The sequence below is a fragment of the Gallaecimonas pentaromativorans genome, assembly GCF_003751625.1.
Lineage (GTDB): Bacteria > Pseudomonadota > Gammaproteobacteria > Enterobacterales > Gallaecimonadaceae > Gallaecimonas > Gallaecimonas pentaromativorans.
In genome coordinates this window covers 67,854-88,560 of record NZ_RJUL01000012.1, presented here as the reverse complement: position 1 = coordinate 88,560, position 20,707 = coordinate 67,854, and the positions used below count along the sequence as shown (strand labels likewise).

At 58.4% G+C, this 20,707-nt stretch carries 20 protein-coding genes and 1 riboswitch; of the genes, 3 read left to right on the top strand and 17 right to left on the bottom strand.

All coding sequences use genetic code 11. The features are described from left to right. Positions 1-43 precede the first annotated feature (43 nt). From glmU to EDC28_RS18290, 17 genes are all read right to left on the bottom strand, one after another. Entirely contained in the window at positions 44-1,405 is a 1,362-nt protein-coding gene (gene glmU, locus EDC28_RS18370) for a bifunctional UDP-N-acetylglucosamine diphosphorylase/glucosamine-1-phosphate N-acetyltransferase GlmU (protein WP_123422572.1), read from the bottom strand. Between the two features lie 93 nt (positions 1,406-1,498). Further along, positions 1,499-1,918 (bottom strand): F0F1 ATP synthase subunit epsilon, encoded by a 420-nt coding sequence (locus EDC28_RS18365; protein WP_050660538.1) that lies wholly within the window; start codon positions 1,916-1,918, stop codon positions 1,499-1,501. A gap of 13 nt (positions 1,919-1,931) precedes the next feature. Beyond that, complete coding sequence (gene atpD / locus EDC28_RS18360) at positions 1,932-3,344, bottom strand: F0F1 ATP synthase subunit beta (protein WP_050660537.1); 1,413 nt, start codon at positions 3,342-3,344, stop codon at positions 1,932-1,934. A gap of 36 nt (positions 3,345-3,380) precedes the next feature. Continuing rightward, positions 3,381-4,241 carry a F0F1 ATP synthase subunit gamma gene (gene atpG / locus EDC28_RS18355; RefSeq protein ID WP_050660536.1) on the bottom strand — a complete coding sequence of 287 codons (861 nt, stop codon included), beginning with the start codon at positions 4,239-4,241 and terminating at the stop codon, positions 3,381-3,383. A gap of 51 nt (positions 4,242-4,292) precedes the next feature. Then, positions 4,293-5,834: a F0F1 ATP synthase subunit alpha gene (gene atpA / locus EDC28_RS18350; RefSeq protein ID WP_050660535.1), complete on the bottom strand. Its 1,542-nt coding sequence runs from the start codon at positions 5,832-5,834 to the stop codon at positions 4,293-4,295. Between the two features lie 14 nt (positions 5,835-5,848). Then, positions 5,849-6,382: a F0F1 ATP synthase subunit delta gene (atpH, locus tag EDC28_RS18345; protein WP_050660534.1), complete on the bottom strand. Its 534-nt coding sequence runs from the start codon at positions 6,380-6,382 to the stop codon at positions 5,849-5,851. Between the two features lie 11 nt (positions 6,383-6,393). Next, the gene (atpF, locus tag EDC28_RS18340) at positions 6,394-6,864 is read right to left on the bottom strand and encodes a F0F1 ATP synthase subunit B (RefSeq protein WP_050660533.1); all 471 of its coding nucleotides are present in this window, start codon (positions 6,862-6,864) and stop codon (positions 6,394-6,396) included. A 46-nt stretch (positions 6,865-6,910) separates the two neighbouring features. Then, positions 6,911-7,168 (bottom strand): F0F1 ATP synthase subunit C, encoded by a 258-nt coding sequence (gene atpE, locus EDC28_RS18335; RefSeq protein WP_083445994.1) that lies wholly within the window; start codon positions 7,166-7,168, stop codon positions 6,911-6,913. A 51-nt stretch (positions 7,169-7,219) separates the two neighbouring features. After that, positions 7,220-8,020 carry a F0F1 ATP synthase subunit A gene (gene atpB / locus EDC28_RS18330; RefSeq protein WP_050660532.1) on the bottom strand — a complete coding sequence of 267 codons (801 nt, stop codon included), beginning with the start codon at positions 8,018-8,020 and terminating at the stop codon, positions 7,220-7,222. Between the two features lie 12 nt (positions 8,021-8,032). After that, entirely contained in the window at positions 8,033-8,416 is a 384-nt protein-coding gene (locus EDC28_RS18325) for an ATP synthase subunit I (protein ID WP_198174040.1), read from the bottom strand. A 371-nt stretch (positions 8,417-8,787) separates the two neighbouring features. Continuing rightward, on the bottom strand, positions 8,788-9,702 hold the full coding sequence (locus tag EDC28_RS18320; RefSeq protein ID WP_050660531.1) for a ParB/RepB/Spo0J family partition protein: 915 nt from the start codon (positions 9,700-9,702) through the stop codon (positions 8,788-8,790). Between the two features lie 9 nt (positions 9,703-9,711). Next, complete coding sequence (locus tag EDC28_RS18315) at positions 9,712-10,512, bottom strand: ParA family protein (RefSeq protein WP_050660530.1); 801 nt, start codon at positions 10,510-10,512, stop codon at positions 9,712-9,714. Between the two features lie 17 nt (positions 10,513-10,529). Further along, entirely contained in the window at positions 10,530-11,156 is a 627-nt protein-coding gene (gene rsmG / locus EDC28_RS18310) for a 16S rRNA (guanine(527)-N(7))-methyltransferase RsmG (protein WP_123422622.1), read from the bottom strand. Further along, complete coding sequence (mnmG, locus tag EDC28_RS18305) at positions 11,149-13,044, bottom strand: tRNA uridine-5-carboxymethylaminomethyl(34) synthesis enzyme MnmG (protein ID WP_123422571.1); 1,896 nt, start codon at positions 13,042-13,044, stop codon at positions 11,149-11,151. Before mnmG ends, rsmG begins: the two co-directional genes overlap by 8 nt. 374 nt (positions 13,045-13,418) lie before the next feature. Then, on the bottom strand, positions 13,419-13,856 hold the full coding sequence (gene mioC, locus EDC28_RS18300) for an FMN-binding protein MioC (RefSeq protein WP_123422570.1): 438 nt from the start codon (positions 13,854-13,856) through the stop codon (positions 13,419-13,421). 49 nt (positions 13,857-13,905) lie between these two features. Further along, positions 13,906-14,622 carry a general secretion pathway protein GspB gene (locus EDC28_RS18295; RefSeq protein ID WP_123422569.1) on the bottom strand — a complete coding sequence of 239 codons (717 nt, stop codon included), beginning with the start codon at positions 14,620-14,622 and terminating at the stop codon, positions 13,906-13,908. Positions 14,623-14,624: 2 nt separating this feature from the next. Next, entirely contained in the window at positions 14,625-16,247 is a 1,623-nt protein-coding gene (locus EDC28_RS18290; RefSeq protein WP_123422568.1) for an ExeA family protein, read from the bottom strand. Positions 16,248-16,415: 168 nt separating this feature from the next. Between EDC28_RS18290 and EDC28_RS18285 the strand changes: the two genes are divergently transcribed. The 3 genes from EDC28_RS18285 (at position 16,416) to EDC28_RS18280 (ending at position 20,665) form a co-directional block, all read left to right on the top strand. Next, positions 16,416-17,780 (top strand): sigma-54 dependent transcriptional regulator, encoded by a 1,365-nt coding sequence (locus EDC28_RS18285; protein WP_244946614.1) that lies wholly within the window; start codon positions 16,416-16,418, stop codon positions 17,778-17,780. Between the two features lie 138 nt (positions 17,781-17,918). Further along, positions 17,919-18,110, top strand: coding sequence for a hypothetical protein (locus EDC28_RS20060; protein ID WP_148049880.1), 192 nt, complete (start codon positions 17,919-17,921; stop codon positions 18,108-18,110). Between the two features lie 236 nt (positions 18,111-18,346). Then, a riboswitch (cyclic di-GMP riboswitch) is annotated at positions 18,347-18,421 on the top strand. A 69-nt stretch (positions 18,422-18,490) separates the two neighbouring features. Continuing rightward, a complete protein-coding gene (locus EDC28_RS18280; protein ID WP_123422567.1) occupies positions 18,491-20,665 on the top strand; it encodes an Ig-like domain-containing protein in 2,175 nt (724 codons plus the stop codon). Positions 20,666-20,707: the final 42 nt, after the last annotated feature.

Genomic DNA, 20,707 nt, shown 5'->3' with positions numbered 1-20,707 from the left:
TGACACCTCGGCAAAGCAAAACCGGCCACAGGGGCCGGTTGGGTTATTTCTTTTTCACCGGCCTTTGCCAGCCGTCGATATTGCGCTGCTTGGCGCGGGCGATGGCAAGCTGGGCCTCGGCGACGTCCTTGGTGACCGTGGAGCCGGCGCCGACGGTAGCGTTTTTGCCTACCGTGACCGGGGCCACTAGGGAGCTGTTGGAGCCGATAAAGGCGCCATCTTCGATGCGGGTCAGGGACTTGTTGGCACCGTCGTAGTTGCAGGTGATGGTGCCGGCGCCGATGTTCACGCCGCTGCCAATTTCGGCATCGCCAAGGTAGGTGAGGTGGTTGGCCTTGGAGCCTTCACCCAGCACCGCCTTTTTCATCTCCACGAAGTTGCCCACATGGCTGTTGTCCTTCATCACCGCGCCGGGGCGCAGGCGGGCGAAGGGCCCCAAAGTGCAGTGGCGGCCAACCTCGGCGTCTTCCACCAGGCTGTTGGCCTTGATATGGCTGCCGTCGCCTATGGTGCAGTCCTTGAGGACGCAGCCGCTGTCGATGATGACCTTATTGCCGATCACCACTTTGCCCTCGAAGATGACGTTGACATCCACCAGCACGTCTTCGCCAACGCTCACCTCGCCGCGCACGTCGATGCGGGCCGGGTCGCGCAAGGTAGCGCCGCTCAGCATCAACTGTTCTGCCTGGCGCTGTTGGTAGGCCCGCTCCAGAGCCGCCAGTTGCACCCTGTTGTTGGCCCCTTCTACTTCCATGGCGTCAAGGGGGTGGCCTGTGGCAATGGGCTTACCCTCGCCATGGGCCATGGCGATGATGTCGGTGAGGTAATACTCGCCCTGGGCGTTGTTGTTAGAAAGTGCCCCCAGCCAGCGCTTAAGGTCTGGCGCTTCGGCAGCGAGGATGCCAGTGTTCACCTCGTTGATGGCCAGCTCGCTCTCGCTGGCATCTTTTTGCTCGCGAATACCCACCACCTGGCCACCTTCACGGAGGATACGGCCATAGCCGCTGGGGTTATCGAGGGTGACGGTAAGCAGGCTCAGGCCACCGCTTTCCCGCTTGGCCAAGAGGGCTTTCAAGGTTTCGGGGCGAATGAGGGGCACATCGCCGTACAGCACCAATACCAGGGCATCGTCCGGCACTGCCGGCATAGCCTGGGCCACGGCGTGGCCGGTGCCCAGCTGCTCGCTTTGCAGTGCCCAGCTGAGGCTTTCTGCGGCCAGGCGCTCTTGCATCAGCTCGCCACCGTGGCCGTAGACCAAGTGGATGCCGGCAGCACTCAAGGCATGAGCGGCGTCGATAACGTGCTTGACCATGCTCTTGTGGGCGACACCGTGCAGCACCTTGGGCAGGCTTGAGCGCATACGGGTGCCTTTACCGGCGGCGAGAATAACGATGTGCAGATCCATGGGGCGAGTCCTTGTTGAAACTGGGCGCAGCATAACCAAAAACAAAAAGGCGGCCAAGTTGGCCGCCTTTTCCAATCACGGTTTTGGCCGTGATCAGTTCCTTTTCAAGAGCTCCAGCAGGCGCAGCTTGGCTGCGGCCTGGGCCAGTTCGGCCATGGCTTCGGCATAGTCGAAGTCGTGGCTCTGAGCAGTAATGTTGTTAAGGGCATCTTGGCGGGCAGTTTCGGCTGCCTCGCCATCAATGTCCTTACCACGAAGCACGGTATCGGCCAGAACGGTAATGCCATTGGGTTGAACCTCAAGCACACCACCGGACAGATACAAAAGCTCTTCGTCACCAAACTGCTTGACCATACGCAGCACACCGGGCTTGAGGTGGGTCAGCAGCGGGGCGTGGCCATAATGCACGCCCAGATCGCCCCACTCACCGGTGACCTGGATACTCTCGACGAGGCCGGAGAAAATTTTCTTCTCGGCGCTCACCACATCCAACTGTATCGTCATCGCTGCCATTGGCTCCTCCTAATTAGAGCTTGCTGGCTTTCTCGATAGCTTCGTCGATGCTACCAACCATGTAGAAAGCCTGCTCAGGCATGTGGTCGAACTCGCCTTCCAGGATCCCTTTAAAGCCACGGATGGTGTCTTTGAGGGAAACGTATTTACCCGGAGAGCCGGTGAACACTTCGGCCACGAAGAAGGGCTGAGACAGGAAGCGCTCGATTTTACGGGCGCGGGCCACAGTCAGTTTGTCTTCTTCAGACAGCTCGTCCATACCCAGGATGGCGATGATGTCCTTGAGCTCTTTGTAGCGTTGCAGCACGGTTTGAACGCCGCGAGCAATGCCGTAGTGCTCTTCACCAACCACCAGCGGGTCCAGCTGACGGCTGGTGGAATCCAGCGGGTCAACGGCCGGGTAGATACCCAGAGACGCGATCTGACGGCTCAGTACCACGGTCGCGTCCAAGTGGGCGAAGGTGGTGGCAGGAGACGGGTCAGTCAAGTCATCCGCAGGCACGTAAACGGCCTGTACGGAGGTGATGGAGCCGGTCTTGGTGGAGGTGATACGTTCTTGCAGCACACCCATCTCTTCGGCCAGGGTAGGCTGATAACCTACGGCAGAAGGCATACGACCCAGCAGCGCGGACACTTCGGTACCGGCCAGGGTGTAACGGTAGATGTTGTCCACGAAGAACAGTACGTCACGGCCTTCGTCACGGAACTTCTCGGCCATGGTCAGGCCGGTCAGGGCCACGCGCAGACGGTTGCCCGGCGGCTCGTTCATCTGGCCGTAAACCATGGCTACTTTGGACTGGCTCAGGTCGTCAGCGTTGATTACGCCAGCTTCCTGCATCTCGTAGTAGAAGTCGTTACCTTCACGGGTACGCTCACCGACACCGGCGAATACGGACAGACCACTGTGCTGGGTGGCGATGTTGTTGATAAGTTCCATCATGTTGACGGTCTTACCTACACCGGCGCCACCGAACAGGCCGACTTTACCGCCTTTGGCGAAGGGGCAAACCAGGTCGATAACCTTGATACCGGTTTCCAGCAGCTCGGTGCTGTTGGATTGGTCTTCGTAGCTGGGGGCTTCGCGGTGGATTGACCAGCGCTCTTCCTCACCGATGGCGCCTTGCTCATCGATGGGGTTGCCCAGCACGTCCATGATCCGGCCCAGAGTATGGGTACCTACCGGCACCTGGATGGTGCCGCCGGTGGCCAGCAGGACCATACCGCGCTTGAGGCCCTCGGAAGGACCCATAACGATACAACGGACAACGCCACCGCCCAGCTGCTGCTGAACTTCAAAAACCACGCCGTTAAGGGCACTGCCTTCGGCCTGGAGTTTCAGGGCTTCGTATACCTGAGGTACAGCGTTCTGCGGGAACTCTACGTCCACCACAGCACCGATGACCTGTACGATCTTACCTGTACTCATGATGTTTCCTCTGAACTGTTAATTCGGATGAACGCCTTAAACGGCGGCTGCTCCGCCGACAATCTCGCTGAGTTCCTGGGTGATCGCGGCCTGACGGGCCTTGTTGAACACCAGTTGCAACTCGTCGATGAGGTTGCCTGCGTTATCGGTAGCCGCCTTCATGGCCACCATCCGTGCTGCCTGCTCACAAGCGAGGTTTTCCACCACGCCTTGGTATACCTGGGACTCCACATAGCGTTTGCACAGGGTGTCCAACAGGTCACGGGGCTCGCCCTCGTAGAGGTAATCCCAGCGATGAGCGATGTCCGCGTCCTGTGATTTAGGCAGGGGCAGCAGTTGGTCGATCTGGGCGTCCTGCTTCATGGTGTTAACGAACTCGTTGTACACCAGGAACAGACGGTCGATACGACCTTCATCAAATGCTTTCAACATGACCTGGACGGACCCGATCAAGTCAGACAGTGCCGGCTCGTCGCCCAGACCACTGGTCTGAGCCAACAGGTTGCCACCGTGACGTTTGAAGAACGCGGTGGCCTTGGTGCCGATGACGGCAAAGTCCACTTCCACGTTTTTCTCGCGCCACTGCTTGACATCGGCAGTGACTTTCTTGAGCAGGTTGGCGTTCAGGCCACCGCAAAGACCGCGGTCGGTCGAGACCACAATGTAGCCAATCCGTTTTGCCTCGCGCTCATCCACATAGGGATGCTTGTACTCGAGGTTGCCACGGGCAATATGGCCGATCACCTTGCGAATAGCCTCGGCGTAGGGGCGGCTATGGGCCATGCGGTCTTGCGCACGACGCATTTTGGAGGCCGCCACCATTTCCATGGCTTTGGTGATCTTCTGTGTGCTCTTGACGCTGGCAATCTTGCCTTTAATTTCTTTAGCGCCGGCCATAATGATTCACTCCGTTTTCAACGGGGGGCGGACCTTAGCCCGCCCGGCGAATTACCAAGACTGGGTAGCCTTGAATTTATCCAGGGCAGCGGTCAGGCCGTTCTGGATGTCGTCGTTGTAATCGCCTTTCTCATTGATCTTGGCCAGAAGCTCGGCGTGCTCGCTACGCATGTAGGACAGCAGAGCGTCTTCAAAGGCGACAACCTTCTTGACCTCGACGTCGTTCAGGTAACCCTTCTCGGCAGCGAACAGAGACACACCCATTTCTGCAACAGACATGGGGGCGTACTGCTTCTGCTTCAGCAGCTCGGTTACTTTCTGACCGTGGTCCAGCTGACGGCGAGTGGCGTCGTCCAGATCAGAGGCAAACTGGGCGAATGCCGCCAGTTCACGGTACTGAGCCAGCGCGGTACGGATACCACCAGACAGCTTCTTGATGATCTTGGTCTGAGCAGCACCACCTACACGGGATACGGAGATACCCGGGTCAGCCGCCGGGCGAATGCCGGAGTTGAACAGGTTGGTGGTCAGGAAGATCTGGCCGTCGGTGATAGAAATCACGTTGGTCGGTACGAACGCGGAAACGTCGCCGGCCTGGGTTTCGATGATCGGCAGGGCGGTCAAAGAACCGGTTTTGCCTTTCACTTCGCCCTTGGTGAACTTCTCTACGTACTCGGCGTTGACGCGGGAGGCACGCTCCAGCAGGCGGGAGTGCAGATAGAAAACGTCACCAGGATAGGCTTCGCGGCCCGGCGGACGGCGCAGCAGCAGGGAGATCTGACGGTAAGCAACGGCCTGTTTGGACAGGTCATCGTACACGATCAGCGCGTCTTCGCCGCGGTCACGGAAGTACTCACCCATGGCACAGCCAGAGTAAGGCGCCAGGTACTGCAGGGCAGCGGCTTCGGACGCAGAGGCAACCACCACGATGGTGTTGGCCAGGGCGCCGTGCTCTTCAAGCTTGCGTACCACGTTGGCGATGGTAGAGGCTTTCTGACCGATAGCCACGTACACGCATTTCACGCCAGAGGTTTTCTGGTTGATGATGGCGTCCAGGGCCAGGGCGGTTTTACCTACCTGACGGTCACCGATGATCAGCTCACGCTGACCACGGCCTACCGGTACCATGGCGTCGATGGCCTTGTAACCGGTTTGCAGGGGCTGGTCTACGCCTTGACGGTCGATTACGCCGGGGGCGATCACTTCAACCGGGGAGAAGCCGTCGTTATCGATAGGACCTTTGCCATCGATAGGCTCACCCAGGGTGTTGACCACACGGCCCAGCAGGCCGCGGCCAACCGGTACCTGCAGGATGCGGCCGGTAGACTTAACCTTGGTGCCTTCAGCCAGGTCGGCATAGGGACCCATGACCACGGCGCCCACGGAGTCACGCTCCAGGTTCAGGGCGATGGCGTAACGGTCGCCAGGCAGTTCAATCATTTCGCCTTGCATAACGTCAGCGAGGCCATGAATGCGGATGATGCCGTCGGACACGGTTACGATGGTGCCCTCGTCATGCGCTTCACTGACGACGTCGAACTGGTCAATACGATTCTTGATCAGCTCAGCGATTTCGGTGGAATTCAGTTGCATGCTCTATTCCCCAATCAGGATTGCAGCGAGTGATTCATCCGCCCAAGCTGCCCTTTTACGGAGCTGTCGATCACCAGGTCACCTACTTGAATCAGGGTGCCGGAGATCAGGGACGGGTCAATGCTGCAATTAAGCTTAACTTTGCGTGCGAGACGCTTCTCTAGCGCAGCACTCAGTTTGCTTTGCTCGTCGGCGCTCAGGGCCACGGCGGACTTAACGTCGGCCTCGACTTCCTTCGCGTACTCATGACGCAGCTCGGCATAGAGCTCTGCCACTGCCGGCAGCGCCGGCAGGCGTTCGTTTTCAGCCATTACCTTCACCAGGTTCTGGCCATGCGCGTCCAGTTGTTCGCCGCAGATCTGGATAAGGGCATCGGCCTTTTGGCCGGCGCCCAGATTGCCAGCAAAGAGGGCCTGCAGTTTTTCGTGCTTGGCCACTTCACCCACAAAGTGCAGCATGGCTGCCCATTGATCTACTGCAGACTTTTCGACCGCAAAATCAAAAGCCGCTTTGGCATAGGGACGAGCAACGGTAGTCAGCTCAGACATGGCTCCCCCTATCAAATGTCGGCGACAATCTTGTCGAGAATGTCGCGGTGTGCAGCTTCATCAATAGAACGCTCAAGAATCTTCTCAGCGCCGGCAACGGCAAGAGCAGCAACTTGCTTGCGCAGCTCTTCACGAGCACGCACACGCTCGGCGTCAACTTCAGCATGGCCAGAAGCGATGATTTTCGCTTTCTCGGCCTTGGCTTCGGTTTGGGCCTCTTCGATGATCTGCGCCTTGCGCTTGTTAGCCTGCTCAATCAGGGCACTGGCATCGACTTTTGCTTGCTTGATGGTATCAGCAGCATTGGCCTGAGCCAGTTCCAGATCTTTGGCAGCACGGTCAGCACTGGCCAGACCGTCAGCGATTTTCTTCTGACGATCTTCAATAGCTTTTATCAGCGGCGGCCACACATACTTCATGCAGAACAGCACGAAGATGATGAAGGCAATTGCCTGGCCGATAAGGGTCGCGTTGATACTCACAACGGGTCTCCTCTAAATCGGTGAGTGGGAGGCGTTACCGTTGATATTAACCAGCCACCTGAGACAGGAAGGGGTTGGCGAAGGTGAAGAACAGGGCCAGACCAACACCGATCATGGTAACGGCGTCGAGCAGACCAGCAACGATGAACATTTTAACTTGCAGCATGGGAGCCAGCTCAGGCTGACGCGCAGCGCTCTCGAGGAATTTGCCGCCCAGCAGGCCGAAACCGATAGCAGTACCCAGGGCACCCAGACCGATAAGAAGCGCAACAGCGATAGCGGTAAAGCCAACGATAGTTTCCATGGTTATCTCCAGTTTTAATGGTTAATGGTTAAAAACAAATCAAACAGCAAATCAGTGGTCTTCACTCGCCAGGCTCAGGTACACGATGGTCAGCATCATGAAGATAAAGGCCTGCAGAGTGATGATCAGAATGTGGAAAATGGCCCAAGGAACGGAAAGGAACCATTGGCCATACCAAGGCAGCAGGGCGATCAGGATGAAGATCAGCTCACCTGCGTAAAGGTTACCGAACAGACGCAGCGCCAGAGAGATGGGCTTGGCGATCAGGGTGACGGTTTCCAGAATCAAGTTGAAGGGGATCATGGCCCAGTGATTAAAGGGCTGCATGGTCATTTCCTTGATGAAGCCACCCACGCCCTTGATGGCGATAGAGTAGTACAGCATAAGCACGAACACGCCCAGCGACAGCGCAAAGGTGGTGTTCATGTCAGTGGTGGGTACCACTTTGGAATAGACGTGATGCGGGTCGGCACCAAAGGCTTCGGCCACTTTCTGCACCAGCACCGGCAGGAAGTCGACGGGAATCAAGTCCATCAGGTTCATCAGGAAAATCCAGACGAAGATGGTCAGGGCCAGAGGGGCGATCAGCTTGGAGCGGCCGTGGAAGGTCTCTTTTACCGAGGTATCCACGAACTCGATGATCATCTCCAGGAAGCACTGCAGCTTACCGGGCACGCCGGTGTCAGCCTTTTTGGCTACCATGCGGAACAGGCCAAGGAAAATAAGGCCCAGTACCACGGAGACGATGATGGTGTCGATGTGCCAAGTCCAGAATCCTTCACCCACTGTCGCATTGGTCAGGTGGTGGTGGATGTACCCGGACGTTGTCAGTTCTGAAGCATTACCAGACATTGTCGGTCCCGTTTATTTTCGTTGAATCAAAACTGGTGCCAGCCATTGCGCCACAATCCCCACCCCGTAGGCGGCAAAAAGGGCCCCCACGTGAATAGGAGCCCATTTGAGCACAATGACAAACAGCAAAATTGTCAGCCCGAGCTTGGCCGCTTCACCTTTGTAGAAGCCGTACACCACTTGTCGGGCGGCCCTGGCACCAGCCTGGCTGAAGGCGATGCGGGCAAAAATCAGGTTGGGAAGGACACAGATAATGGCGCCCATAAGGGCCGAGAAACCAGCCTGCCATCCCCAACCGGCAGTGATTATTATGACGGCCACCAACACCACGAGGGCTTGGCGAGCTACCACCTGATACGCTTGCCGGCGGCCGGCGGTAGCCAGTTTGTTCGTCACTTTTTTCTCCAGTCCCCCCGAAAAAAAGTCCCTAAACGCCGGGGGGTCAAAAAAACTGGCGAAAGTATACCGTTTTGCAACCTGATTGCAAATCGGGAACAGCAACAGGTACCTATAAAAAACAGGCTTTTTTGTTCAGGTTTTGTCGTCTTCCAACGCCGGTTAATACTGAAAATGGCCGATAAAGAGGCTTTTTGCACCCCAGCCCCAAACACCAGTAGCAATCAGCGGCCATAGGGGACCTGTTAACTTGATGTTGCTTTACTACAAATGGGGCTATTTACAAAAAAAAGCGCCGTTAATGGCGCTTTAATTTGTTTTTTTACAGCCTTATCAGCGAAATCTTGTTAAAGCCGCTAATAGTTAACATCTCAGCTTGTTTCCACACCAAGGTGAGCGAGGATCCCATCCAGCTCATCAAGGGAGCCGTAGCTGATGGTGACCTTGCCTTTGCCCTTGGGGCCGTTATCGATGGCCACCTTGGCCCCGAAACGCTCTGAAAGGGTGGTCTCCAGGCGGCGAATATCCGGGTCCACCGGCTTTTCCACCTTGGCCGGTTTGCCTTCCAGTACCTTTTTGACCAGCTTCTCGGTCTCCCTAACCGACAAGCCCTTGCCTGCCACCAGGCGGGCGGTCTCGCTTTGCACATCGCCACTGAGCGCCAGCAGGGCGCGGGCATGGCCCATCTCGATGTCGCCGTGTTCTAGCAGCCGTTTGACGTCGTCATTAAGGGAATTGAGGCGCAGCAGGTTGGTGACAGCGGTGCGAGATTTACCCACCGCATCGGCCACTTCCTGGTGGGTCAGCTCGAACTCGGCCATCAGGCGCTTGAGGGCGACCGCCTCTTCCATGGCGTTGAGATCTTCGCGCTGGATGTTCTCAATCAGGGCAATGGCCACCGCCGCTTCGTCGGGCACTTCCCGCACCACGCAGGGCACCAGCTCCAGCTCAGCCATCTGCGCGGCCCGCCAACGGCGCTCACCGGCGATGATCTCAAACTGCTCGGGGCCAACCGGGCGCACCACGATGGGCTGAATAATGCCCTGGGCACGGATGGAGCTGGCCAGCTCTTCGAGGGCATCGGGGACCATGTCACGCCGTGGCTGGTATTTACCGGGCCTGAGCTGCTCTACCGGCAGGCGGCGCAGCTCTTTTTCCTTGGCCGAAGGCGCCGTGCTGGCAGCGGCCTGGGGTTCAGGCTGCTGGTCGTCACGGTCACGGCTGGCATTGCTGGTGGCCAGCAGCGCATCCAGGCCACGGCCCAATCCACGAGGTTTCTTTACCATGGTATTCCCTTACTCTCCGCTGGCCGCCGCCAGGGCGGAGGTGTCCTCGTCGTGGCGGCGCAAAATCTCGCCGGCCAGTGCCAGGTAGGCTTTGGCGCCGTTGGAGGCTTTGTCGTAATACATCACCGGGGCGCCAAAGCTGGGGGCTTCGGCCAGGCGCACATTGCGCGGAATAACGGTGCGATACAGCTTGTCGCCAAAGTGGGCTTTTAGCTGATCGGACACATCATTGGCCAGGCGGTTGCGGGCATCGTACATGGTGCGCAGCACCCCTTCGATATGCAGCTTGGGGTTCACCACGGCGGCCAGCTTGCTGATGGTGTCCATCAAGGAGGTCAGGCCTTCCAGGGCGTAGTATTCACACTGCATGGGCACCAGCACCGAGTCGGCAGCCGACATGGCGTTGACGGTCAGCAGGTTCAGTGACGGCGGACAGTCGATGAAGATGTAATCGTATTGGTCCAGTACCGGGGCCAGGGCATTACGCAGCCGCACTTCCCGGGCGAAGAACTCGATCATCTTCACTTCGGCGGCAGTGACATCGCCATTGGCGGCAACCAGGTGAAAACCGCCAACGGTGTCTTTCACCACTACTTCATCCAGCGGCTTTTCGTCTACCAGCAGGTCGTAAACGGTATGGGGAACGTCGTATTTGTCCACCCCGGATCCCATGGTGGCATTGCCTTGGGGATCGAGGTCGATCAGCAAAACCCTGCGTTTGGTAGCCGCCAGTGAGGCAGCCAGATTGACACTGGTGGTGGTTTTGCCAACCCCACCTTTCTGGTTGGCTACGGCGATAACTCTTGCCACTGTCGTCCCTTATCGATTTATTCGGTATCCGCGTATCCTAGCGCGATCAGATGGCGCTGACCATCCAGACCCGGCACGGCAAGGGGATATACCGCACGAACTTCGATATTCTCAGGCAGGGCGTTCAATTCTTCTTCAGGATAGAGGCCCTTCATGGCCAAAAAAGCGCCGCGGTGGTCGGTCAGGTGGCCACACCAGGAAAGCATGTCCTGGATGGAGGCAAAGGCGCGGCTGACCACGGCGGCATAAGGCTGCTCAGGCTGATGTTCCTCAACCCGGCTCTGAATGGCAGTCACGTTGCTAATGCCGAGCTCATGGCAGGTCTGGCGAATAAAACGGATGCGTTTGCCCAACGAATCGAGCAGCACAAAGGTTTTGTCCGGGTTGATGATGGCCAGCGGCAACCCGGGCAGCCCAGGGCCTGTACCCACGTCGATAATGGCACCAGATGGTAAGTAAGGACTCACAACCAGGCTATCAACAATATGTTTGGCCACCATATCCAAGGGGTCGCGCACCGAGGTGAGGTTGTAGGCCTTGTTCCACTTGTCGAGCTGTTCCACCAGTTTGACCAGCAGCTCGCGCTGATGACCGGTCACCTCAAGACTGGTCTCGGCCAGCAGTTGGTCCAGACGCTTACGCAGCATGTTCACGCCTCAACAGACCTTGCTTCTTGAGATACACCAGCAGCAGGGAAATGGCCGCCGGGGTGATGCCGGAGATGCGCGAAGCCTGGCCTACGGTCTGCGGCTTGGCATCGTTCAGTTTGACGATCACCTCGTTGGACAGCCCCTTGACGTTTTTGTAGTCCAGATCCGCTGGCAGCAAGGTGTGCTCGTTACGCAGAATTTTATCAATCTCGTCTTTCTGGCGCTCGATGTAACCGGCGTATTTGATTTGGGTTTCTACCTGCTCGGCGGCCTGCTCGTTGCCAAGGGCCGGGCCGAAGCCCTCGATGCTCATCAGCGCGTCGTAGGTCATTTCCGGGCGGCGCAGCAGCTCTTCAAGGCTGTTCTCGCGGGTCAGCGGCGCTTTAAGCAAAGTGTTGAGTGCCTCGGCCTGGGGGCTGCCGGGGTGAGCGTATTGGCCCTTGAGGCGCTGGGCCTCCTGTTCAATCAGCTCCACTTTCTCGCTAAAGGCCTGCCAGCGCACGTCGTCCACCAGGCCCAGCTCGCGGCCCTTGGCGGTCAGGCGCAGGTCGGCGTTGTCTTCCCGCAGCAGCAACCGGTATTCGGCGCGGCTGGTAAACATGCGGTAGGGCTCTTTGGTGCCGAGGGTGGACAGATCGTCGATCAGCACCCCCATGTAGGCGTCGGAGCGGTGAGGCGCCCAGCCTTCCTCGCCACGGGCAAGGCGCGCGGCGTTAAGGCCGGCAATAAGGCCTTGGGCCCCGGCTTCTTCGTAACCGGTGGTGCCGTTTATTTGCCCGGCAAAGAACAGGCCCTTGATGAATTTGGTCTCAAGGGTGCTTTTCAGATCCCGAGGATCAAAGAAATCGTACTCGATGGCATAGCCAGGGCGCATGATGTGGGCATTTTCCAGGCCCTTGATCGAACGGACGATCGCCAGCTGCACGTCATAGGGCAGCGAGGTGGAAATACCGTTGGGATAGACCTCGTGGGTGGTAAGGCCTTCTGGCTCCAAGAAGATCTGGTGGCTTTGCTTGTCGGCAAAACGCACCACTTTGTCTTCGATGGACGGGCAATAGCGCGGGCCAATACCTTCGATAACCCCGGCATACATGGGGCTGCGGTCGAGGTTGGCGCGGATCACTTCATGGGTCGCTTCACTGGTATGAGCGATGTAGCAGTTGATCTGGGTCGGGTGCTGCTGGCGATTGCCCAGGAAGGAAAAGGTCGGCGTCGGGTTGTCGCCGGGCTGCGCTTCCATCTGGGAAAAGTCGATGCTGCGGGCATCGAGGCGCGGCGGTGTACCGGTTTTTAAGCGATCCACCCGAAACGGTAGTTCACGTAATCGCTTGGACAGGGCATTGGCCGGCGGATCGCCTGCGCGGCCGCCTTCAAAATTATCAAGGCCGATATGAATGCGCCCGCCAAGGAAAGTGCCCACCGTCAGCACCACGGTAGGTGCATAGAATTTGAGCCCCATCTGAGTAACGGCGCCTTTGACCGTGTCGCCTTCGACGATGAGGTCGATACAAGGCTGCTGAAACAACGTCAGGTTGGGCTGATTCTCAAGAGCGCTTCGCACAAAGGCCTTGTACAGGGCGCGGTCAGCCTGGGCGCGGGTGGCACGCACCGCCGGGCCTTTAGAGGCATTGAGGGTACGAAACTGAATACCGCCGTGATCGATGGCAGTGGCCATCAAGCCACCCAAGGCATCGATCTCCTTGACCAGGTGGCCCTTACCGATACCACCGATCGCCGGGTTACAGGACATCTGGCCCAAGGTATCAATGTTATGGGTCAGCAGCAGGGTACGGCGGCCCATGCGGGCAGACGCCATTGCCGCTTCGGTACCGGCATGACCGCCACCGACAACGATCACTTCAAAGTGATGCGGATTATCCATTGAGAACCTCAACGCCAGACTGATAGAGAGCCGCGCATTGTACTCCGAAGCGCAGCGCTCACCAAGTCGGTGATCGGCTCAGTGATCCAGTATTAGATCAAAGATCTTTTTTAAAGATCCTTTACTGTTTGATCTATTAGATCGCGCCGGATCTGTGGGTAACACTAAAAAGATCAATCAAGACAGGATCATGGAGTCGATCAGATCATGTTGATAAAGGTTGATCCCACTCTGTATGAGCTGGGATCAACTTGGCTAGTTATGCACAGGGGTGGTAGGTGTTGGATCTTAATCAGTGAATAAACACCGGTTTCCCACCGGTAAGATCCATAGATATGCACAGCTTTGATCTGAAATAAGGGCTGGGATGTGGATCAAATTTTACTGATCTGAGCTTCTAAGTAGGCGTTAGCCAGATCTTCTGGCAACTGTTCTGCCAGTACATCGATGTCGATCCTTGGCCAGATTTCAGTTGCCTGGCAGGCGATCATGGCCTTTTCCAATTGTTTTCCCCCCTCACAGAAGGTGTCGTAACTGCTGTCGCCGATGGCAAAGACGGCGAAGCGGATCTGGCTCAGATCGGGTTTGCCTGCCAGCTGCTCGGCAAAAGGCTGAATGTTATCGGGCAAGTCCCCGGCGCCGTGGGTTGAGCTGCACAGCAGCCAAATACCGCTGGTAGGGAGAGATCCCAGATCGGGGCTGAGATGAATCTGTACTTGATGTTGGTGCTGTTGCAGGGTTTCGCACAGGGCATCGGCAACATATTCACTGCCGCCCAGGGTACTGCCCACCAGGATATGGATATCAGACAAGATAAGGCCTCCGTATGACTGGCCCTATCATAAACCCAAGGTCCCCGCCTCAATAGGCCGGCATGGTAAAACGCCATTGCCGGTATTCAAGCTCGATGCCATCGGGAGTAATGGCAGTAAGGGTCAGGCCATTACCGAGCTTGGCCCCTTCGCCGTAAGCCCGGTTGTTTATTTTCACCAGCCTGTCTTTGGGTTCCTTGGCATAGATGTGCACCGTTACCACCAGTGCCGGCAGCTGCCGCTGCACATCCACCGGCAGTTGCCGCCAACTGGGCAGGGCCTGTTCGGTGTCAGCCGCCTCTGTTTGTGCGGTTTGTTCGGCTTCGGGAGCAGGGGCTTCGCTATCAGTCTTGGTGGCCGGCTCTTTAGCCGGCACAGCTACTGGCTCGGCAATGGGTGGCGGCAGCGTTGCCTGCGCCAGCTCAGAGGAAGGCGGCTTGCTATCGGCACGATTTTCCACCGGCGCGGCTGGGGTTTGCAAAATGGGTTGCTCGGTCTCAAGGGTGACTGGGCTCAGCGCCTTTGGGTCAAGCCCGGGAGCGGCCGATTTGACCTTCGCGGTGGGCATTTTTACCGGCGCCGGCGCGCTTGGCCAGAACAGCCAAGCGGCGAGCAGGGCGGCCAATACCAGCAAATAAGGGAGCAAGGACGCGCCTTTGGGTTTTGGCGGTGGCGGCATGGCCTGCGGGGTGTCGAGGCCCGGGGCCTGCTGGCCTTGGCGGCGCTGGCGCTCCGATTGCTTGAGCACTTCCAGGATATAGGACATGGCTAGCCCTCGGGGGGGAAGAGCAACGGCACGCTGCCGTCGGTCAGGCTGGTTAAACGAATGCTGGTTTGGGGGCCCACTACCCCGTCGGCAGCGAGGCCCTGGCTGAATTGGAAAGCTTTAACGTCACGAAACAGGGGAAAGTCATAGTGGTTGTCGGGCAAAGACCGCTCGGCTCTGCCTTGGATCTCGGCCAGTTGGTGCTCTAACCAGGCAACGGCGAGGCTCTGCTGGCCGGGCCTTAGCGGCTCGACATAACCGGGTGGCATCCGCCACAGCAGGGTGTAGCTGCCGTCCCAGTGCGCTTTTACGTCATCCAATGGCACCAGATCCTGGTTGCCGCCTCTGTCGAGTTCGGCCAGATCGCCACTGACTCTTAACAGCAGCGCGAAATAATGCTGGCTGCCGGCATTGATACCGATAACTGCCGGCCTGTTGTGGGCGGTGAGGTGCTGCCAACTGGCGTTTTCGCTAAAGCAGCCTAGCTGGTTGTCTCTTGCGAACTGGCATACCGACGGCTGCTCGGCGGCTTTGTAATCGAGGTGCCAGGCGTTAAAAAGCCGGGTAAAGGCCGCCGCCTGGCTTAGCTCAATGGCGAGCCCCTCTGGCCACTGCCAATCAAATGCCAGCGCCGTTGCCGGTTTAGGTTCGGCGCCGGTGCCTTGGGCAATAGGCGTAGGCGCCAGCGCCATGGCCTTGGCTTCAACGGCGTTAAGAGAAGCGCCCGGTATCCAGGCCAGGCGGTAGCCCGCCAGCAGCACTGCGGCGCCAAGGGCGGTGAGCAACCACCAAAGGCGGCGGCGCCCTGCCGGTTGCGACTGGCCTTTTAACTCCCGCGCCGCCTGGTTGAGGATGGCGCTGCTGACCCGGGTTTTGCGTTGGCTGTAGGTGCCCAGCAGCGCTCTATCGCACAACAGGTTGATAACCCGCGGCACCCCTTTGGAGAGCTGATAAAGGCGCCTGAGTACCGAGGCTGAAAACAGTGGCTGCTCCTGGCCGGCCACCGCCAGGCGGTGCTGCACGTAGGCCGCCGTTTCCGCAGCGCTCAGAGGGCCGAGGTGAAAGCGGGCGGTGATGCGCTGCGACAACTGGCGAAGCTCCGGTTTGGCAAGCATTGTCAGCAGCTCTGGCTGGCCCAGCAGGATGATTTGCAAAAGCTTGCGCTGGTTGGTCTCAAGGTTGGTGAGTAGCCGCAGCTGCTCTAGCACTTCGCTGGAGAGGTTCTGGGCTTCATCGATGATAAGCACGGTGTGCCGGCCCTTGGCGTGGCTTTCCAGCAGGTGGCGGTTAAGGGCATCGATATAGGTTTTAAGCCAAGTGCTGCCGGGGGTGTAGGGAATGGCCAGCTCGTCGCAAATGGCTGCCAGCAGTTCCAGCACCGAGTATTTGGGATTGAGGATAAAGGCCAAGTCGGTGTGCTCGCCCAGCTGTTCAAGCAGGCAACGGCAGACCGTGGTCTTGCCGGTGCCCACTTCGCCGGTCAAGAGCACAAAGCCGTTGTCGTTACGGATCCCGTAAAGGAGGTGGGCCAGTGCTTCCTTGTGCTGCTCACTCAGGTACAGATAACGCGGATCCGGTGCGATGGAAAAGGGCGACTCAGTCAGCCCGAAGTAGTGGTTGTACATGGCACCTAAACCACAGAGTGACTGTTTTAACAGTAGTCCGAAATTGCCGCTGTTACATGGCAGGATCACTAGGTGAACAATCTATTAACACTCGTTGTGGCCGCTGCTGCTGTGTATTGCAGGCAACTAAACTTTGCACACTGGGACCAAGGCCTAAGTGGTAGCCACGTGAATAAAGTTGAATACGAGTGGCCTTGCCAAGGACAGGAGGGGCAAAGAAAAGCACTGTTTTTGGATCTGTCGTCATCCAGCGAAGATATCCGCCTGCCAGGTTGGCAATTGGACCGGGTCACCAGCCCCGCCAAAGCCAGGATGATGTTGGCCCAAAACGGCTACGAGGTAGCACTGGCAAGGGTGTGCCCGTTGAAGGATAGCCAGCGCGATGAGCTTGAAGACGTTCTTTGCGACAACAACGCACCCGCCTGGATAGTCCTCACCCGCACCGAAGAGCTTGAAGACCAGGATTTCTGTCGGCTCATCTACGAAAACTGCTATGACTTTTACACCCTGCCGCTGGACGGCAAGGTCAGCTTCCTGCAGGCCACCCTAGGCCACGCCTACGGCATCAATCGTCTGCGGGAGATGGGCGAGAAGCAGCTTTCTTGCCTGGATGAATGCCAGATGGTCGGCGCCAGCCAGCCAATCATGCAGGTCTTTAGCCAAATTCGTAAGGTGGCGGCGGTAGATGCGCCGGTGCTCATTTTGGGGGAAAGTGGTACCGGCAAAGAGCTTATCGCCCGCGCCATCCACCAGCGCTCGGCCCGCCGCAAGGGGCCTTTTATTGCCGTTAACTGCGGCGCCTTGCCGGAAACCCTTATCCAGTCGGAACTCTTTGGCCATGAAAAGGGCGCCTTTACCGGGGCGCTGCGCCGCAAGTTGGGGCGCTTTGAAATGGCCCAGGGCGGCACCGTGTTTTTGGATGAAGTAGGAGACTTACCCCTTGAATTACAGGTCAATTTGCTGCGCTTTTTGCAAGAAGGCAGCATCGAGCGCCTGGGAGGGGAACAGAGCCTTAACCTGGATGTAAGGGTGATTGCCGCCACCCATGTGGACTTGGACAAAGCGGTGGCCGAGGGGCGTTTTCGTGAAGACTTGTTCTACCGGCTCAATGTGCTGCACCTTCGGGTACCGCCCCTTCGGGAGCGGCCGGGCGATGTAGAGCTGCTGGCACGGTTTTTCTTCCAAAAATTCAGCCTTGACCACAACAGCAAGGCCAGGGGCCTTAGCCAGCAGGCACTGGTGGCCATCAACCAGTATGGCTGGCCTGGCAATGTACGGGAGATGATAAACCGCATCCGCCGCGCTCTGGTGATGAGCGAAAACCGGCTGATAAGCGCCGAAGATCTGGGGCTCAAAAGCCCCAAACAGGACACCCGGGTGCTGAGCCTGGATGCGGCCAGGCAAGGCGCCGAGCGCGAGGCGCTGATCGCCTCACTGGCCTTTACCCAGCACAATGTATCGGAGGCTGCCAGGCTGTTGGGGGTCTCCAGGGTGACCCTGTACCGCCTGATGGACAAACATCAGCTTAATTGACGCCGCCTGTTCCGTTTGTGCAACAAGAGCCACCCTTGGGGTGGCTTTTAATTCGCTAAGGCATTGATAAATATTGGTGAGCCGTTGTGGCTTGGGTTTTGCAAAATCCACTAGACCCACAACAGCTGGAAGCAGTCCATGACAGCACAAACGCCACAGCAACAGCAGCTGCGTCTGGAACGGCTGGCACAAATTGTCGACGAGCCGGGGCTGCCCCATCGGGCGCTGCTGTTATGGAGCCTCAGGACCCTGCAATACCTGCTGGAAGAAGAACCGGTGCATCTTTGGGATGAAGATCGTGATCCACGGCGCAGATCGCGCAGGCGCTGAAAATCGCAGCCCTCAGGCCAAGTGGTTGCCGGTCAATGAGTTAGCTGACAGCTGCGTGAAAAGTAGGCATCTGATCGGCTCACCCACCCCGCCTTGTTTATTTTTTATTCAATAAGCCCGTGCTAATGTTCACGCCGTCCTGGCCCAACTGCCGGGAATTATTGCCTTCAGCCAGACCCTGCTGACCCGCGGAACCGGACCCTCCAAGGCGACAATTTTACCTAAGAAAGATCCTCTCCTGACAAAGGCACACTTCGGGTAACCGAAGGTCGCAAAGCCAGGGGCCCCTTATGGGTTGCCCGGCTGCCGAAAGAGAGAATCCCTGCTTCGGGCCTATGCTGGCTTGAGGATCTTTCTCTGCTGTTTATGAGGAGATCCTGTTGAAACGTCCAGCCCTTAGCCTGCTATCCGCTGCCCTATTGATGTCTGCCACCGCCTATGGCGCCGCCCCTGCCGATAACGCACGGGATTTGACCCAGGATCTGGTCAAACTCATTAAAAACAGCCATGCCAATGGCAAGGCCCACGGCCTGGAAGCCAAAGCCCAGGCCCGCCAGCAAGCCTTGCTGGCCCTGGCCGACAACGACCCGCAAGCGGCGGTGGAGCTGCTGATACCGGCTGGCAAACAACAAGGGCTGGACGCGTCGGTGCTGGCCTACCTGGAGCAACCTGTGGCCATGAGTGGGGAAGTACAAACCCTGGTGGCCGACCACGAAGACGGCAGTTTCAGTCACCAGTACCTGCTCAATACCCCCTTTGGCGACCAGATCCCCCTCAAGGGCAAAGGCCTTGGCAAACTGAGTGGCAAAGGTGAAGTGCAGCTCGGCGGCGCCATGCTGGGCAGCGAAATGCTGGTGGACGACAGCAACATCCTGGTGATGGCCGCCGACGGCAGCACCACCACCAGTAACGGCGGCACTGCCGGCGCTTCTGGTACCGTGACCGGCGAGCAAAAGACCCTGGTGGTGCTGGCCAACTTCAGCGACGACCCCCAGCAGCCTTGGACCAAAGACGCCATCAACAGCCTGGTGTTTGGCACCGTTAACGACGTGATCATGGAAAACGCCCAGAACAAGGCTTGGCTGAGCGGCGACGTTTACGGCTGGTACACCTTGGGGGTCAGCTCCAGCCAGTGCGATTTCAATACCGTGGTACCGGCCTTTAAAGAAGCGGCCAGCGCCAATGGCGTGGATTTGAGCGCTTACAGCCGTTACGTGTTCATTACCCCCAAAACCAGCAGCTGCGGCTTTACCGGCCTGTCTACCGTGGGTGGCAACCCGGCGGTGTCCCTCATTAACGGCCAGGTGGCCAACTGGCAGATCATCACCCACGAAATGGGCCACGGCATGGGTCTGTACCACGCCCACGCCCTGGAATGCGGCGCCAACGTTGAAGGCAGCAGCTGCACCAGCTCCGAATACGGCGACATCACCGACCCCATGGGCAAAGGCCTGGCCCTGTTCGGCGCCCGTAACCGTGAGGCATTGGGCTGGCTCAATGTTACCGATGCCAGCAACGGCGGCGTCTATACCCTGGGCGGTTATGCCGGCACCAGCGGCTACGAAAAAGCCATCAAAATCGCCAAGGGCGATGGCACCTATTACTACCTGAGCTACCGCCAGCCCACCGGGCTGGACAGCAGCCTGGCCACCGCCAACTTTGAAAACGGCGTGGTGTTCCACGAAGTGGACCCCAGCAACGGCAATGCCCAGTACCTGCTGGACATGACCCCGGGTTCTGGCACCACCAACACCGACTTTTACGACCCAGCCCTGGTGGCCGGTTACAGCTACCAGAGCGGCAATGTGCAGGTCGATACCCTGAGCGCCGGTGGCGACACCGCCGAGGTCTCGGTGATTGCCTCTGGCAGCAGCGCCGACAGCTGCGTCGCCAAGGCCCCATCGGTGGTGCTGAGCCCCGGTCAAAGCCCTTGGCTGGCCGCTGGTAGCGCAGCCACCTATACCGTCAGTGTCACCAATAACGATTCTGCCGCTTGTGCCACCGGTACCGTTAGCCTGGCCAAATCCCTGCCAAGCGGCTGGTCCGCCACCCTGGGCGCCAGCAGCCTGAGCCTTGCCCCCGGCAGCAGTGCCAGCACCACCCTGGTGGTGAGCTCTGCCAGCACGGCGGTGGACGGCTTTTACACTGTGCAAGTCAGTGCCAGCCAGCACCAAAACAGCGTCAGCAGCAGCGCCACCTATGTGGTGGATAACCCGGCCTCCAGCACCAACAGTGCGCCGGTTGCCAACAACGACAGCGCCACCACCAGCGGCAGCAGCGTGGTGATTGCGGTACTGAGTAACGATACCGACGCCGACGGCGACACCCTGTCCATCAGCAGCTTTACCCAAGGCAGCAAGGGCAGCGTCACCCAGAGCGGCAACAACCTGATTTACACCCCGGCCCGTAACTTTAAAAACGGCGACAGCTTCAGCTACACCGTCACCGACGGCACCGCCTCGGCCAGTGCCACGGTCACTATAGGTGTGGCCAGCAGTTCCGGCAGCACCAGTGGCGGTTCCACCGGTGGTGGCGGCAAGGGCCGCAACAAATAAAAAAACGGCGGGTTTAACCCGCCGTTTTTATGAGGTCTGCCG

Bases quoted from the DNA above. Each gene is read 5' to 3' on its own strand.
- glmU (WP_123422572.1), bottom strand. From the start codon at position 1,405: ATGGATCTGCACATCGTTATTCTCGCCGCCGGTAAAGGCACCCGTATG.
- EDC28_RS18365 (WP_050660538.1), bottom strand. From the start codon at position 1,918: ATGGCAGCGATGACGATACAGTTGGATGTGGTGAGCGCCGAGAAGAAA.
- atpD (WP_050660537.1), bottom strand. From the start codon at position 3,344: ATGAGTACAGGTAAGATCGTACAGGTCATCGGTGCTGTGGTGGACGTA.
- atpG (WP_050660536.1), bottom strand. From the start codon at position 4,241: ATGGCCGGCGCTAAAGAAATTAAAGGCAAGATTGCCAGCGTCAAGAGC.
- atpA (WP_050660535.1), bottom strand. From the start codon at position 5,834: ATGCAACTGAATTCCACCGAAATCGCTGAGCTGATCAAGAATCGTATT.
- atpH (WP_050660534.1), bottom strand. From the start codon at position 6,382: ATGTCTGAGCTGACTACCGTTGCTCGTCCCTATGCCAAAGCGGCTTTT.
- atpE (WP_083445994.1), bottom strand. From the start codon at position 7,168: ATGGAAACTATCGTTGGCTTTACCGCTATCGCTGTTGCGCTTCTTATC.
- atpB (WP_050660532.1), bottom strand. From the start codon at position 8,020: ATGTCTGGTAATGCTTCAGAACTGACAACGTCCGGGTACATCCACCAC.
- EDC28_RS18320 (WP_050660531.1), bottom strand. From the start codon at position 9,702: ATGGTAAAGAAACCTCGTGGATTGGGCCGTGGCCTGGATGCGCTGCTG.
- mnmG (WP_123422571.1), bottom strand. From the start codon at position 13,044: ATGGATAATCCGCATCACTTTGAAGTGATCGTTGTCGGTGGCGGTCAT.
- EDC28_RS18295 (WP_123422569.1), bottom strand. From the start codon at position 14,622: ATGTCCTATATCCTGGAAGTGCTCAAGCAATCGGAGCGCCAGCGCCGC.
- EDC28_RS18290 (WP_123422568.1), bottom strand. From the start codon at position 16,247: ATGTACAACCACTACTTCGGGCTGACTGAGTCGCCCTTTTCCATCGCA.
- EDC28_RS20060 (WP_148049880.1), top strand. From the start codon at position 17,919: ATGACAGCACAAACGCCACAGCAACAGCAGCTGCGTCTGGAACGGCTG.